Below are 14670 nucleotides of genomic sequence, written 5' to 3'. Positions count from 1 at the left end.
AAATCTGAGAGTGGAGATGTAGAAAAAAATGGCGAAACAAAGGAAATTTGGAGGACTCACGATATCCTCCAAAATCATGTCAGTCGTTGTCGGAACATTACTCGCAACCGTTGCACTATTCGTTCTAACATTTTATCTAGTCAGCCAGGATTTATCATCCCAGTTATTAAAGCAATTTGATTATCGATTAACAACAGATATTGATACAGCAAAAAAAGAAATCGATCATATTGATGGAAACGTCCTGAGCATTAGCGGGAAGGATGATCCGATTTATGTGGAGATCAAAAAGAAATTCACAGAGCTTCAAGAAGATCATACGCTTGAGAACTTATACGTGTTATCAAATAAGGGTGGTAAAGAAAGAATCGTTGTATTAACTGGGGAAGACAATGATTTTGATCAAGATTATGTATTTTCAGATGAGATGAAACAAGCTCTTTCTGAAGATAAAATAGTCAAAAGTGATATTTACAAAGATTCATTTGGAACACATAAATCAGTCTTTTTACCAATCAAAGATTCAGGCGGTGAGCTGACGGGGATTCTAGGAATTGATTTAGATGCGTCTGTTGTACCTGAAACAACGCAGAAGCTGACGATCTATATCACGGTTGCATCTGCCATTGTGCTCATCGGCGGATTACTCTTCTCATTCATCATGGGAAGAAGAATTGCGAAACCAGCACGTTCATTGATGGAATCAGCGAACCGCATTGCAGATGGCGATTTAACTGGAATGGTAGAGGTTGAAAGTAAAGACGAGATCGGTCAATTAGCTGCTTCCTTCCAGAAAATGCAGGGACGGATCAAAGAGCTCATTGGAAAGATTTCCAACTCATCAAGCGAAGTGTCGAAAATGTCTTCACAGCTTCGCACCGTGACGAACGAATCAAGTCAAAGTGCGCAGCAAGTGTCAGAAGCCATGACGAATATGAGTGAAGGAATTAATGATTCTGTAGCAAACATTACAGACTGTACGACCTCTGTTGCGGAAATCGATACTCAAATCGAAGGCGTAACGAAAGAAGTAGATGAAATGAAATCTGTGTCATCAGAAGTACAAGAGCAGTCAGAATCTGGTCAAAAACTGGTGCAGCATGTCCTTGAACATCTCAACATGCTCCACGACATGATGACAAGCTCAAAGCAGGCAGCAGAAGAATTACAATCACATTCAACAGAGATTGAAAGTGTCATCTCCATTATTACCGACATTTCAGCGCAAACGAATCTGCTTGCACTGAATGCTTCAATTGAAGCGGCACGTGTTGGAGAAGAAGGAAAAGGGTTTGCTGTTGTGGCAGATGAGGTGCGTAAGTTAGCAGAGCAATCAGCTGATGCAGCTAAAACTGTGTCAGACCTCGTCACTGGCACACAGGAAAACAGTCAGCGTGTTCTTGAAAGCGTAGAGGAAAGCAGTAAGGCAGTGGAAGAAGGACGTGAGCAAATGAAAGGCACGTCACAGAACTTCGCTGGTATTTACGACGGAGTGTCTCAATTTGCAAACAGAACGAACAATTTGCTTCAATCCATCAAGCAGGTAGAACGAGCATATCAAACGATTTCTACATCGATTGAACAAATTTCGGTTGTGTCAGAAGAACATGCTGCGAGCTCACAAGAAGTAGCGGCAGCAACAGAACAGCAAAGTGCTGGCATGCAGCAAATTTCAAGTGCGATTGAACAGCTCTCTGATATGTCAGAGGACTTGGCACAGATGGTATCCACCTTTAAAATCGACAATAAATAACGAGAAAGCTGGCTCTTGTGAGAGAGTCAGCTTTTTTGCTATGCTTAATCAAATACATGCGGCCGAAAGGAGAAGCGCCATGGATTTTACGCAGAGATTATCAGAAGAACAGATTAAAAAGGCAATGGACAATGGAGCTTTTGAAGGTTTATCTGGCTTTGGGAAACCTCTGCCAAAGGATGACGCTGCTCATGTACCTGAAGAGCTGAGAATGGGCTACCGTATCATGAAAAATGCCGGCTTTGCTGGGGAAGAAACGGCACTTAAAAAAGAACTCATGACCGTCAAAGAATGACTCAAAACCAGTATAGATGGAGAGAAAAGAGAAAAACTTTCTCTCATATGTGAAGAAAAACAAAAACGTCTGGATGAACTCACATCAAAGCGCCAAACGTTTGACCGTCCAGCCTCCTCCTTTTATAAAAATAGGGTCTACGAAAAAATAACAGAGCATAAAAAAGATGATCACACGCTGCCTCTCTTAGCACATTGAGGGAGCTTTTTTTATGAAAGCGCTACATTTAGTTGTTGACTACATGTATATACAAATATAAAATATGAAATAAACATGTATATACAAGTTTATTGATTCTTTTTTCTTATAAAAAAACGGTCTCGGAGGGGATAGCATGGCTGATTATCAGGCAGCAGCAGATCAGATTGTAAAAGCCATCGGCGGCAAAGAAAACATTGATCAAGCGACACATTGTGTGACAAGACTGCGCTTTGTGCTGAAAGATGAAGGAAAGGTTGATGAGAAAGCACTTGAACAAATTGAAGAAGTGAAGGGATCTTTCTCAGCGAATGGACAATACCAAGTCGTCATTGGCCAAGGGGTTGTCAATCGGGTATATGCTGAAATGGTCAAACAGACAGGGATTGGGGAAGCAACAAAAGAGGACGTCAAGCGTGCCTCTGATCAGAAATTGAATCCATTACAGCGTGCTGTGAAAACGCTTGCGGATATCTTTATTCCGATCCTTCCTGCTATCGTCACAGCCGGTTTATTAATGGGGATTAATAATATTTTAACGGCTCCAGATATTTTCTTCGATCAAAAATCAATTGTGGATGTGTATCCGGCTTGGGCTGATTTAGCGAATATGATCAACCTGATTGCGGGCACTGCCTTTACCTTCTTGCCGGCATTAATTGGCTGGTCGGCTGTGAAGCGATTTGGGGGAAATCCGCTTTTAGGGATGGTCCTTGGACTAATGCTCGTACATCCTGACCTGTTAAATGCGTGGGGCTATGGAGCGGCTGAAACGTCTGGTGACATTCCTGTATGGAATTTGTTTGGACTTGAAGTGCAGAAGGTAGGATATCAAGGACAGGTTCTTCCGATACTTGTCGCCTCCTATTTACTTGCAAAGCTCGAATTATTTATAACTAAGCGGACACCTGAAAGTATTCAGCTGTTAGTCGTTGCACCGATTACGTTATTACTCATTGGGTTTTTATCGTTTATCGTCATTGGACCCATTACATTTGCGATCGGAAACGTTTTAACATCTGGACTTGTGACTGTATTCCAGCAATTCGCAGCACTTGGCGGTCTTTTATACGGCGGGTTGTATGCAGCATTAGTCATTACAGGTATGCACCATACATTCCTAGCTGTCGATATTCAATTGATTAACTCAAAATTGCATGGCACGTTCCTATGGCCGATGCTCGCACTGTCCAATATCGCACAAGGATCAGCTGCGCTTGCGATGATGTTTGTCTTAAAAGATGAAAAGCAAAAAGGACTCTCTCTAACTTCAAGTATTTCCGCTTACTTAGGGATTACCGAGCCGGCGATGTTTGGGGTCAATCTGCGCTATCGATTCCCGTTTATTTTTGCACTGATTAGCTCAGGGTTAGCTGGTATGTTTATCGCCTCTCAAGGTGTGCTGGCAAGCTCGGTCGGAGTTGGAGGCATTCCAGGGATCTTCTCAATCATTCCAAAATATTGGGGCGCTTTTGCAATAGGAATGGTCATTGTTCTCATCGTTCCATTCATTGGTACCCTATTATATGCAAAACTAAAAAAGAAGAAGGATTTTTCACAAGAACTTAACTAGTGGTGGTGAAGGAAATTGAATCAACAAACAAACGAACCGTGGTGGAAAAAAGCGGTGGTCTATCAAATTTATCCGAAGAGCTTTTTAGATACAACAGGCTCTGGTACAGGTGATATCAATGGCGTGACGAAAAAGCTCGACTATATGAAAGAGCTGGGGGCAGATTGTATTTGGCTGACCCCTATGTATGAGTCACCGCAGTATGACAACGGCTATGATATTAGTGATTATACAAAAATCCATGACATGTACGGCACAATGGCTGATTTTGAGCACATGCTGAAGGAAGCCCATGAACGGGGAATACGAGTCATCATGGATCTAGCAGTCAATCATACGTCGATTTTCCATGAGTGGTTTCAAGCCTCGCGTGAGTCAAAGGATAACCCTTATCGAGATTATTATATTTGGAAGGAGCCAAAGGCGGACGGATCTCCGCCGAATGATTGGCAGTCAAAATTTGGCGGACCAGCTTGGGAGCTAGATGAAGCGACAGGTGATTATTATCTTCATTTATACGATGTTACCCAAGCGGATCTCAATTGGGAACATGATGAAGTGCGCAGGCAAGTATATGACATCATGCACTTTTGGTTTGAAAAAGGAATTGATGGATTCAGGCTGGATGTCATCAATAATATTTCAAAGGATCAACGTTTCCTAGATGATGCCGGGCAATCTGTGCAGGGGGACGGGCGGATGTACTATACAGATGGTCCGAGAATTCACGAGTTTCTGCATGAAATGAACGAGGAGGTTTTTTCGAAATACGATAGCATGACCGTTGGTGAAATGTCTTCAACGAATATCGCAGACTGCATTCGGTATACAAGACCGGATCGGCAGGAGCTGGATATGACGTTTAACTTTCATCATTTGAAGGTTGATTATCCAAACGGTGAAAAATGGGCCATTGCGCCATTTGATTTTCTAGAGTTGAAATCAATTCTGTCAGAATGGCAGATGAAAATGCATGAGGGAGGCGGGTGGAATGCACTATTCTGGTGCAATCATGATCAGCCGCGTATCGTCTCCAGGTACGGTGATGATGGCACGTATCATCAGCAATCAGCGAAGATGCTAGCGACCACCATCCATTTGATGCAAGGCACTCCGTATATTTATCAAGGTGAAGAAATTGGGATGAAGAATCCTCGTTTTGAGGACATTTCGTCATACCGCGATATCGAATCACTGAATATGTATGAAGCTATGCTTGAAAAAGGGAAATCAGAGGAAGAAGCACTGGCGATTTTACAGGTCAAATCAAGAGATAACGCAAGGACACCTATGCAATGGACTTCGGAAAAAAATGTGGGATTCTCAAAAGGTACACCTTGGATTGAACCAGCTCAAAACGATATTTCAGTAGAAGCTGCATTAAAAGACGAGACGTCGGTTTTTTATCATTATCAAGCCCTTTGCAGACTTCGAAAAGAACTTGATGTGATCACCTATGGGAGCTTTACTTTACTGCTTTCAGATGATCCAAAGGTGTTTGCGTATGTGCGAGAAGGCAAAGATGAGAAGATTCTCGTGATCAACCATTTTTATGCAGGCGAGACGGACTTTACACTTCCAGATGAGCTTGCAAAGGATGTCAATGAAATGGAAGGGCAAGTCCTGCTGTCCAATTATGAGGATGTGCCGGCAGATATCAAGGGATTTACGTTGCGCCCATATGAGTCAATCGTTTATCATTTAACCAAACGCTAGTAAATGGGGCGGAGGGAAAATGAAAGAGAATAAATTTCGAGTGATTTATGATCAGCTCGCTAGACGAATTGAACAAGGTGAATGGCAGGATAAAGGCATCCTCCCATCAGAGCATGAGCTGTCCTTGATGTACGACACGTCCCGGGAGACGGTGAGAAAGGCATTAAACATTCTTGTACAAAATGGCTATATCCAAAAAATCCGCGGGAAGGGCTCTGTATTGCTGAATCGGGAGAAAATGCAGTTCCCTGTCTCAGGTCTTGTCAGCTTTAAAGAGCTTTCGCAAACGCTTGGCCGGAAGACGGTCACAACAGTTCATGATTTTGGTTTAATCAAACCGGATCAGTATATTCAGTCTCAGCTGAAAATAGGTGGGCAGGAAGACGTCTGGGAAGTTATTCGTTCTCGCAATATTAGCGGGGAAGAAGTCATTTTAGACAAGGATTACTTTTTGCAAAAGCATGTGCAGACACTGTCTAAGGACATATGTGAAGGATCGATCTACGAGTATATTGAAGGAGAACTCGGTGTATCGATTAGCTATGCCCAAAAGGAATTTGTGGTGGAGCCATGTACAGAAGAGGATGCCAAGTATCTTGATTTGAATGGGTTTGACCATGTAGTAGTGGTGAAGAATTATGTGTTCTTGGAGGATACGAGTCTATTTCAATACACAGAAAGCCGTCACCGATTAGACCGCTTCAGATTCGTCGAGTTTGCAAGAAGAGAAAAGTAGACAGGGCCGAGGCTCTGTCTATTTCAGGTTTTAGGGAAGCAAGGGGATAAACAACGACAAGAGCAAAATTTCAGGAGGAAAGATGATTAGACTGAATAGACCACTAAAATTACGTGACTTAGAAATTTTTAGCGTGATGAAAGATCACATGATTTTATGTTACGTCATCATTGAAGACACGCGAAAACCGTTTACGGAAGAAGATAGAAAATTAGAGCCGTTATGTTATATGGATGAAGAAGACATTCAAGCGATTTTGAATGTGTTTCATATTTCAATTATCAGTGATGAAACATTAAATGAAGTAGATTTAACCCTTGTGAAATCGTACTTTGCTGAATTTGTGAATAACACGAACTTAACGAATTTTATTACGCGAGAATATGTTCTAGAGGATTTATATGCCATCGATGATGAAGATGACATCACTTTCTTTAATAGAATGCTGCGTCATATAGGATCAGATGATGTGAAAGAATTTGACGATCGCAATTGGATTTATTTATCCCAAGATTGATGTTGTAATAAACAAAGGACAGAGCCTAGGCTCTGTCCTTTTCTATTAAGATGATACTTTGTTTCGTGTGCGCTTGCGCTGGTAGTAATAAAGAATACCGCCTGAGGCGAGCATGAGTAAGCCAATCAATACCGCTGTATACATCATCGTTGCCGTATTCGGCAGTGTGCCGCCTGGTAAGCCGCTTCCATCCTGATTTGGATCCGAACCGCCTGGAGCAGAAGTTCCACCGTCTCCTCCAGTTTGGTCTGGAACTGATCCAGCAGCTTCGCTTTGATTGAGTACGGTGTATTCACTAAAGTGCTCCGTTTTACCTGAGACAATCCCGTTTTCGAATGAACCGTTACTTGTTTTGGCATAGCGGTTTTTCTCACGATCGACATAATAGACACCTGGTTTCTTCGCTTTTTCAGGCGCGTCTAATGTAAAGAACAGTGTGACGGGATCTTTAAAGGTAGAAACCTTTTTCTGATCTTGTTTGATTTGGAAATCATATGTGCCGGTTAATGCGTTTTTCACCTTATCTGTTTTTGCCATCCGTATATCTGCACTTTTCTCTGACAAATTGGAAAGCGGTAATTCTAGTCCCACTTTGTCATGATAGATGGTGACGTTTGGATCTTGCTCTCTTTTCTTTAGCTCGGCTACTTGCGCTTTTGATAGAGACAATTGAACGTTTTTCGCCTCGCTCGCTTTGTCTAAATAGAGCCATGCTTTATTTGTATGCTGCACATACGTTTGGAATTTCTCATCATCTTGAATGTCATAGGCGCCTTTTCCTTTCACACGAGGAAGGAACACTTCTTTCACTCGATGGTCGATGATCGGAGAAATATGGCCGTCTGCCTTTTCAATTTGCTCTTTGAAAATTTCATAGTCAACATAGCCTAAGTCTTCTCCATGAGAGGCTTCAGTAAAGACGCTGTAGCCGTCACCGCCTGTGCCAACAAATGCGTTTGTCGCCACGCGGTATGTTTTTTTATCATCAATGTCAGTCAGTTTGCCATTTTGATCTTTCAATTTGACATCAATTAGTCTGCTGCCAGCTGGTTTACTTAGTGTAAACGTGTATTCAATGCCAGCTACATGAGGGAATGCGCCTCCACCTTCTTCAATGCCTGACAAACCTTGTTCAAGCGCTTTTTTAATTTGACTGCCTTTTAAATCTGCGACATAAAGTGTATTTCCGAATGGCATCACCGTTAAAATATCACCTAATGTGATATCTCCTTTTTCAATGCTGCCTCGAATACCACCGCCGTTTGTAATGGCAAGGTCAGCTCCAGCAGATTCTTGCGCTTTCTTCAGCATGCCATCTGCAATAAAGTTTCCAAGATTCGTTTCCTTTGCACGGACGTGCTCACGCTGTCCATCTAAAAGGACGTCGGTCGTCCCGACTTTTTCGGTTTTTAAATCTTGGATATCTGCCTTGTACTGATCAAGAATCGCCTTTGCATCTGCATCTTCTTTTACAGAGTCATCGATTGTGATGAGGTCAAAAGAAGATTCTTTTGGCTGTACGACTCCTTTTTGATCAAAGGCGACATCTACTTTACCTAAAAATTGTCCATAGTCTTTTACTTGCGCAACAATTGTTGGTTCTTTTTTATTGACGACCTTTAATTTTTCAACAAGGGTATGCGTGTGACCGCCAATGATGAGATCAATGCCGTCTACTTTTTGAGCCAGCTTCAGATCACGGTTATAGCCGATATGTGTTAAAGCAATGATTTTATTGATTTTTTCTTCTGTTTGTATGGTGTTGACTGTTTCTTTTGCTTTCTTGTACGCATCTTTAAATTGAATGTTAGGGCCGCTGCTGGATGTAATGGCCGTGTCTTCAGTAGTTAAGCCAAATACGGCCACCTTTTCGCCGTTTACATCAAGCAGGATGTACGGATAAATCCCGGCTTCTTTTTTCTCACCAGCTTTGAATGTTGCTGGTTTTTTCACTAAGTCGCTTAACTGTTTTTCCTTAGTGACATCAACGTTTGATGACACGATCGGGAAGTAAGGCTTTTCAAATTGATAACGGTTTTTAGCATCTACACTTGATGCATCTCCTGTCAGGAATTGGCGAAGGACAGAAGGGCCTTTGTCAAATTCATGATTTCCAAACGTCATCGCATCGTATTTCATTAAGTTCATTAGCTTCAAATCAGCAAGTCCTTGCCATTTTGTGAAGTATAGGTCACCAGAGAATACATCTCCAGCGTCTAATAAAATATTGTTTTCACTTTGAGCACGAACTTCTTTGATTTTAGTTGCGCGTCTTGCAGCATCATCTAAGTGTGCATGTGTATCGTTCGTATGCATCACCGTTAAATTCCAGTTGTCTGAGGTTGGCGGCTCTGTTGTGCCATCCTCTTTGAAGGCTAGCTTGTACACGCCAAGTCCGTCTGTGCTGGCGTTTCGAACAAAGTCTACGTTGCTTGATCTCTCAGCGAACGGCTTTGCAAGAAGAGAAGATTCAAAGGTTACCGTCGCGCCTTTTACTGATGCAATGGACCAGTTTTGATCCGCACTTGGGTTAATGGTTTTTTGTTCGATAATATAATCCATCAGTACTTGACGGTTCTCATCCGCTGAGGCAAGCACCACTTTATCTTGCGTGAGGTGCGGGAAGCCTCCGCCGCCAGAAGCACGATAATTGTTTGTCACGACTAAAAACTCTTGATTGTCAGAGACAGGTTTCCCGTTGTAAGACAGGTTTTTGATGCGGCTTGCATTGGCATTTACAAGTGTGCCTGTTGTGCTATATTTAGCAGGCTGCGTTACATCCACTTGGTACGTCACACCATCGATCACATCAAAGTTATACGAGCGGTATTCTTCGTTTAAAATAGGCTGTTCTTTTGAATCGTTTTGTTTGATTTGGTTAAATTGCCCGGCAGACATCTCTAACCAGTCTTTCACTTCACTGCCTCTCAGTTTCACAATCTGTACGGTGTTATCGTATAGGTAGAGATCACCGATATTTTTAATCGCTAAATCTCCTTTTGCGATATTTGTATAATAATTCACACCATTTCGGCCGCCAGCTTTAAATGGCGCACCCGCAGATAAAATCGGTAAGTTTTTATACGCAGTGTCCTTCATTTTTTCTTGTGCATACCATTTTTGTGCATCTGTCACAATTTGAATAGAAGGGTCATCCATCACTTGGGCAAAAAAGCTGTTAATGTCTGCTTCTGTTTTACCAACAGGCTTTCTGACATAATCAAGTGTGTATTGATGTGTCGTTTGAATGGCATCTTTCACTGTACTGTTTTGAGATGTCACCCCAGCAACAGATTCAATTTTTCCTGTTCCGTCTGTGACCTTCCAGTTGCTGCCGTCAGGCTCTAGTGTTAAATCAATGACCCCTAGGTAGCTGCCCCAGTTTTTTGACATGACGACTGGGATGCCGTTGATGGTTCCTTTTGAGACATCGAATTTGTCTACGCCGCTATATTCAGAGCTTGGGAATGTGCCGTGCTGGTGGCCAGACACAATCGCATCGATGCCTTTCGTTTTAGTGGCAAGGTCAAAGATCATATTTTCTGACCCTTTAGGCGAAGCGGTTTTTTCAATTCCAGTATGGGCAAGAGCGACGATGACATCTGCGCCTTTCGCCTTCATTTCAGGGATGGCTTCATTGGCAGATTCGACGATATCCTGCACTTGAACTTGTCCATCTAAATGTTTCTTATCCCACGTCATAATTTGTGGTGGGACGAATCCTATGTAGCCAACTTTCACAGTTTGAGATGCTCCGTTTGCATCTTTAAAGGTTTTATCTTGGATCACATAAGGCGTAAATCGATGTTCTCCATTTAACTTTTTGACGTTCGCATTAACAATCGGGAAGTTAGCACCGGCAATGGTACCGTCAAGGAAAGATAAGCCGTAGTTAAATTCATGATTGCCAAGAGTTCCTGCGTCGTATTTTAGTTTGTTGAGTGTATGAATAATGGGATGAACCTTTGATTGATTGATGATGCTGTCTTTCTCATTTTTGTAAACGTATTCTCCAAGAGGGGTTCCTTGAATCAGGTCTCCGTTATCAACAAGGAGTGTATTAGGATTTTGTGAACGGTGCTTTTCAATGAGCTCGGCTGTTTTTGCCAAACCGAATTCATTTGTTTCTTTGTCGCTGTAGTAATCGTAATTCATCATGTTCGCATGAACATCGGTTGTGGCTAAGATGCTGACTTTTACGGCTTTGCCGTTTTCTGTTTCTGCATGAGTAGGTACTGCTGGGAGAATGAGACTAATCATCATAATGGAAGTGAGCAGAATAGACAGGTTTTTCCTTCGTTTAGACCTATGTGCTTGCTTCTTCACCTGATCTCCGCCTTTCTAATTTTTTTGACCACAATACCTATTGTAGAAATGTTTCGTTAACTTTTGTAGTTATTTTTTGCAGATTATTGTAAAGATAACATAAATCATACGAATTACCTTGTTAAGGGAAAGGGAATGAGTCTAAATGCTTATTTTTATCATAAGGGGTTTTCTGATAGGGATAGGATGTTTGATTTCATCGTGCCCGGGTATAGTGTGTAGTGTAAACGATAATCAAGCAGGAGGGTTTCTACATGGGTAAGAAAATTGCAGTTGTATTAACAGATTACTTTGAGGATGTTGAATTCACCGAGCCTGCAAAAGCCTTTAAAGACGCAGGTCATGACATCACAGTGATTGAAAACGAAAAAGGAAAAACAGTGAAAGGGAAGCAAGGAGAAGCTGAAGTGAGAGTGGATGCGTCCATTGATAACGTGAAGCCAGAAGACTTCGATGCACTTCTCATTCCTGGCGGTTTCTCACCAGATATTCTGCGCGCAGATGATCGCTACGTCCAATTTACAAAAGCATTTATGGACGAGAAAAAACCAGTATTCGCGATCTGTCACGGACCGCAATTGCTGATTACAGCGAAGACGCTAGAAGGCAGAGGGGCGACGGGGTATACATCCATTCAAGTGGATATGGAAAACGCAGGCGCTAAATTTAAAGATGAAGAAGTCGTCGTTTGTCAGGATCAGCTCGTGACAAGCCGTACACCAGACGACATTCCAGCATTTAATCGTGAATCATTAAAACTGCTTGCGAAATAAGCAGCAGTAGTTAGAGCATAAATAAGCCAGCACTTATAAAGTGCTGGCTTCAGCGTGTAGACAAACCCTCGCATTCTGTGTCAACACGAGAAAAACTGCTCGAAGACTACAGAGCAGTTCCTTTTACACAATTATTTTCTTAAGCTTTTCAGCTCGCTTGCGATGGCTTGCATTTCACTTGGGCTGAATGAAGATTTTTTCATCACCATTTGGTGAAGAAATTCGATATCTTCGTACTTGTCTGGACTGAAGTCCTCGGCTTTGATGACTCCAATGTTCAGCATATTTAACTTTTGCGAAATGTCTTCAATCAGCTGATTGACTTCAGCCGCTTTTTGCTCTGACAAGGGCGGCACGTCCTTTCCTACATGTGTGTCGAATAATATGTCTATTTTAACAGAAATGCAAAAGAATAAAAGGGCTATTAAGACGATACTGAGATGTTTTTCTCCTTTTTCTCCTGCTTGATCTTATCAATGATTCGTTTAGATTCAAACACCACAACCCCTGATAAACCGATAAGCCCAATTAAGTTTGGAATGGCCATAAGCCCATTTAACATATCTGCCACACCCCATACGAAGTTATTCTTAAACACGGCTCCGAAAAAGACAGCGATAACAAACACAACGCGATAATACATGACATACGAATCTTTGGCCAAGTATGTAAAGCATTTTTCTCCATAATATGACCAGCCAATGATCGTTGAATAAGCAAACAAAAGTAACCCGATTGCCACAATGGTTGAACCAATTGGACCTAGGAAATGAGCAAAGGATAAAGAGGTCAGGGCATCACTTTTTTCCGTGACATACATATCGGCCATGACAATGGTAATCCCCGTAATCGAACAGACAATCATTGTATCAATAAACACTTGGGTCATCGACACAAGCGCCTGACGTGCTGGCATATCAGTTTTTGCTGCAGCCGCAGCAATTGGTGCAGACCCAAGACCTGCTTCGTTGGAAAATACCCCTCTCGCCACACCCCAGCGGATCACAGTACCGATAGCGCCGCCTGCGACGGCTTGACCTGTAAAAGCATCAGAGAAAATAAGCCCAACTGCACCTGGGACAAGATCTGCATTCATCACAAGAATGATCAGTCCACAAATGACGTAGAATAAAGCCATGACCGGTACAAAAATAGACGTCACACGGCCAATACTTTTAATGCCGCCTAAAATCACGAGGGCCGTAAAGGCAGTAATGATGATGCCTGTCACCCAAGTTGGAATATGAAAAGTTGAATTCATGACCCCAGAAATTGAATTTGATTGAACGAGATTCCCAATCCCAAAGGCAGCACTTGCGCCAAAAACAGCAAACAGCACCCCAAGCCATTTTTGTTTTAAGCCATGCTCCAAATAGTACATAGGACCACCAGACATTTCGCCTTTTTCATTTTTAACGCGATATTTGACTGCGAGAACGGCTTCAGCATATTTTGTCGCCATTCCAAAGAACGCTGCAAACCACATCCAAAACACGGCGCCTGGTCCGCCGGCAATGACAGCAGAGGCAACCCCTACTATATTTCCCGTTCCAACAGTTGCAGCAAGAGCTGTCATTAATGCTTGGAAGTGAGAAATATCACCTTCTGATGTCTTATCTTGCTTTGAAAATGCAAGCTTGAGCGAATATGGAAGCAGCCTGATTTGAATGAAGAGCACGCGAAAAGTAAGGTAAATCCCTGTCCCCACAATTAAAAGCAAAAGCGGCGGTCCCCATAATACATCATTGATATTGCTGACCAACTGTTCAATCCATCCCATGTGTATCCCCCTTTGTTTGTACAATTCTCCTAAAGTGTCACCTTTTTTTGTATAATGTGTCAATGCCGATGAGAGTTTTTCTTGCAAAGTTTTCAAAAGAAAATGGTCTTGATATGATAGGGAAAAGGTTTTCGAAAGAAACTCTTAGGGAAAAGATAGGAGGAGAATGAAGAATGATTCATGTGTTATTCGTGTGTCTTGGCAATATTTGCAGGTCACCGATGGCAGAGGCCATGTTTCGAAAACGAGTAGAAGATGAAGGGCTTAGCGATCACTTTGTCATTGATTCAGCAGGCATTGGCGGCTGGCATCAAGGCAGTCCTCCGCATGAAGGAACAAGAAAGCTGCTTGATGAAAAAGGCATCAGCTATGAAGGAATGACCGCAAGACAAATCATGGATGAGGATATCACCTCATACGACTATATCATTGCGATGGATGCTGAAAATGTAGGTGCACTCCGCAGTATAGCCGGCTATGGGAAACATCACTTTATTGGCCGTCTTCTCGACTTTGTAGAAGACGACGATCGAGATGATGTGCCAGATCCTTATTACACAGGGAACTTTGAGGAAGTACATGATTTAATTGAAACAGGAATTGACCGTTTTTTGACGTATGTAAAGAAAGAGAAACACCTTTAACTGAAAGGAGATCAAATGAGATGGAAGAGAAAAATCAAATCGTGCTTCGAGGGGCTGTCATAGGCGCAGCCTGCGGCGTATTGCTGACATTATTTCATCGGCCAACAAGAATTGCACTAAAAGACAAATGGAATGACTGCCAGCAAAAGCTGGATGAATACCGCCAGGAGCCGGGCAGAGTGTCTGCTTGCATGAAAGAAAAAATGGAAGAAACGAAGCAGTTAATGCGAACGGTCTCAAATGATTTATCATTTTTAAATGAACAGGTAAATCAGTTAAAGGAAACAACCCCAAAGGTATTAGAAATTATTGAAGAAACAAAGGATCACTTTCGAACGAAACAGAAAGATTGATCATTG

The 14670-nt window shown here is 42.2% G+C and carries 11 protein-coding genes and 1 pseudogene; 9 read left to right on the top strand and 3 right to left on the bottom strand.

Features of this window, described 5'->3' with window-relative positions:
- Positions 1-28: 28 nt before the first annotated feature.
- The 6 genes and pseudogenes from BA70_RS14215 to BA70_RS14190 all read left to right on the top strand — a co-directional run bounded on the left by BA70_RS14215 (position 29) and on the right by BA70_RS14190 (position 6788).
- Positions 29-1753: a methyl-accepting chemotaxis protein gene (locus tag BA70_RS14215; protein WP_034323509.1), complete on the top strand. Its 1725-nt coding sequence runs from the start codon at positions 29-31 to the stop codon at positions 1751-1753.
- Positions 1754-1832: 79 nt separating this feature from the next.
- Positions 1833-2246, top strand: a pseudogene (locus tag BA70_RS14210) (DnaJ family domain-containing protein).
- Between the two features lie 136 nt (positions 2247-2382).
- Complete coding sequence (gene treP, locus BA70_RS14205; protein WP_034323508.1) at positions 2383-3819, top strand: PTS system trehalose-specific EIIBC component; 1437 nt, start codon at positions 2383-2385, stop codon at positions 3817-3819.
- Between the two features lie 15 nt (positions 3820-3834).
- On the top strand, positions 3835-5535 hold the full coding sequence (gene treC, locus BA70_RS14200) for an alpha,alpha-phosphotrehalase (protein ID WP_034323505.1): 1701 nt from the start codon (positions 3835-3837) through the stop codon (positions 5533-5535).
- A gap of 19 nt (positions 5536-5554) precedes the next feature.
- Positions 5555-6271, top strand: coding sequence for a trehalose operon repressor (gene treR, locus BA70_RS14195; RefSeq protein ID WP_034323502.1), 717 nt, complete (start codon positions 5555-5557; stop codon positions 6269-6271).
- 82 nt (positions 6272-6353) lie between these two features.
- Positions 6354-6788: a hypothetical protein gene (locus BA70_RS14190; RefSeq protein WP_034323499.1), complete on the top strand. Its 435-nt coding sequence runs from the start codon at positions 6354-6356 to the stop codon at positions 6786-6788.
- Between the two features lie 45 nt (positions 6789-6833).
- Here the strand turns inward: BA70_RS14190 and BA70_RS14185 are convergent, their stop codons facing one another.
- Complete coding sequence (locus BA70_RS14185) at positions 6834-11114, bottom strand: multifunctional 2',3'-cyclic-nucleotide 2'-phosphodiesterase/3'-nucleotidase/5'-nucleotidase (protein WP_034323498.1); 4281 nt, start codon at positions 11112-11114, stop codon at positions 6834-6836.
- Between the two features lie 254 nt (positions 11115-11368).
- On the opposite strand from BA70_RS14185, the gene BA70_RS14180 reads away from it, so the two are divergent.
- Entirely contained in the window at positions 11369-11887 is a 519-nt protein-coding gene (locus BA70_RS14180) for a type 1 glutamine amidotransferase domain-containing protein (RefSeq protein WP_034323495.1), read from the top strand.
- 131 nt (positions 11888-12018) lie between these two features.
- Here BA70_RS14180 and BA70_RS14175 read toward each other — a convergent pair whose 3' ends face one another.
- Entirely contained in the window at positions 12019-12234 is a 216-nt protein-coding gene (locus BA70_RS14175; RefSeq protein ID WP_034323493.1) for a DUF1128 domain-containing protein, read from the bottom strand.
- A gap of 77 nt (positions 12235-12311) precedes the next feature.
- Positions 12312-13667, bottom strand: coding sequence for an alanine/glycine:cation symporter family protein (locus BA70_RS14170; protein WP_034323491.1), 1356 nt, complete (start codon positions 13665-13667; stop codon positions 12312-12314).
- Between the two features lie 173 nt (positions 13668-13840).
- Here BA70_RS14170 and BA70_RS14165 point away from each other — a divergent pair, with 173 nt between their 5' ends.
- Both BA70_RS14165 and BA70_RS14160 read left to right on the top strand, forming a co-directional pair.
- Positions 13841-14311, top strand: a complete 471-nt coding sequence (locus BA70_RS14165; RefSeq protein ID WP_034323488.1) for a low molecular weight protein-tyrosine-phosphatase — start codon at positions 13841-13843, stop codon at positions 14309-14311.
- Positions 14312-14331: 20 nt separating this feature from the next.
- Positions 14332-14664 carry a hypothetical protein gene (locus BA70_RS14160; protein WP_034323486.1) on the top strand — a complete coding sequence of 111 codons (333 nt, stop codon included), beginning with the start codon at positions 14332-14334 and terminating at the stop codon, positions 14662-14664.
- Positions 14665-14670: the final 6 nt, after the last annotated feature.

Origin of the sequence: Bacillus zhangzhouensis (assembly GCF_000715205.1) — a bacterium.
Lineage (GTDB): Bacteria > Bacillota > Bacilli > Bacillales > Bacillaceae > Bacillus > Bacillus zhangzhouensis.
The sequence above is the reverse complement of the archived record's forward strand: the minus strand, read 5'-3'. Positions and strand labels throughout refer to the sequence as shown.

Bases quoted from the DNA above. Each gene is read 5' to 3' on its own strand.
- BA70_RS14215 (WP_034323509.1), top strand. From the start codon at position 29: ATGGCGAAACAAAGGAAATTTGGAGGACTCACGATATCCTCCAAAATC.
- treP (WP_034323508.1), top strand. From the start codon at position 2,383: ATGGCTGATTATCAGGCAGCAGCAGATCAGATTGTAAAAGCCATCGGC.
- BA70_RS14160 (WP_034323486.1), top strand. From the start codon at position 14,332: ATGGAAGAGAAAAATCAAATCGTGCTTCGAGGGGCTGTCATAGGCGCA.
- BA70_RS14180 (WP_034323495.1), top strand. From the start codon at position 11,369: ATGGGTAAGAAAATTGCAGTTGTATTAACAGATTACTTTGAGGATGTT.
- BA70_RS14190 (WP_034323499.1), top strand. From the start codon at position 6,354: ATGATTAGACTGAATAGACCACTAAAATTACGTGACTTAGAAATTTTT.
- treR (WP_034323502.1), top strand. From the start codon at position 5,555: ATGAAAGAGAATAAATTTCGAGTGATTTATGATCAGCTCGCTAGACGA.
- BA70_RS14170 (WP_034323491.1), bottom strand. From the start codon at position 13,667: ATGGGATGGATTGAACAGTTGGTCAGCAATATCAATGATGTATTATGG.
- BA70_RS14165 (WP_034323488.1), top strand. From the start codon at position 13,841: ATGATTCATGTGTTATTCGTGTGTCTTGGCAATATTTGCAGGTCACCG.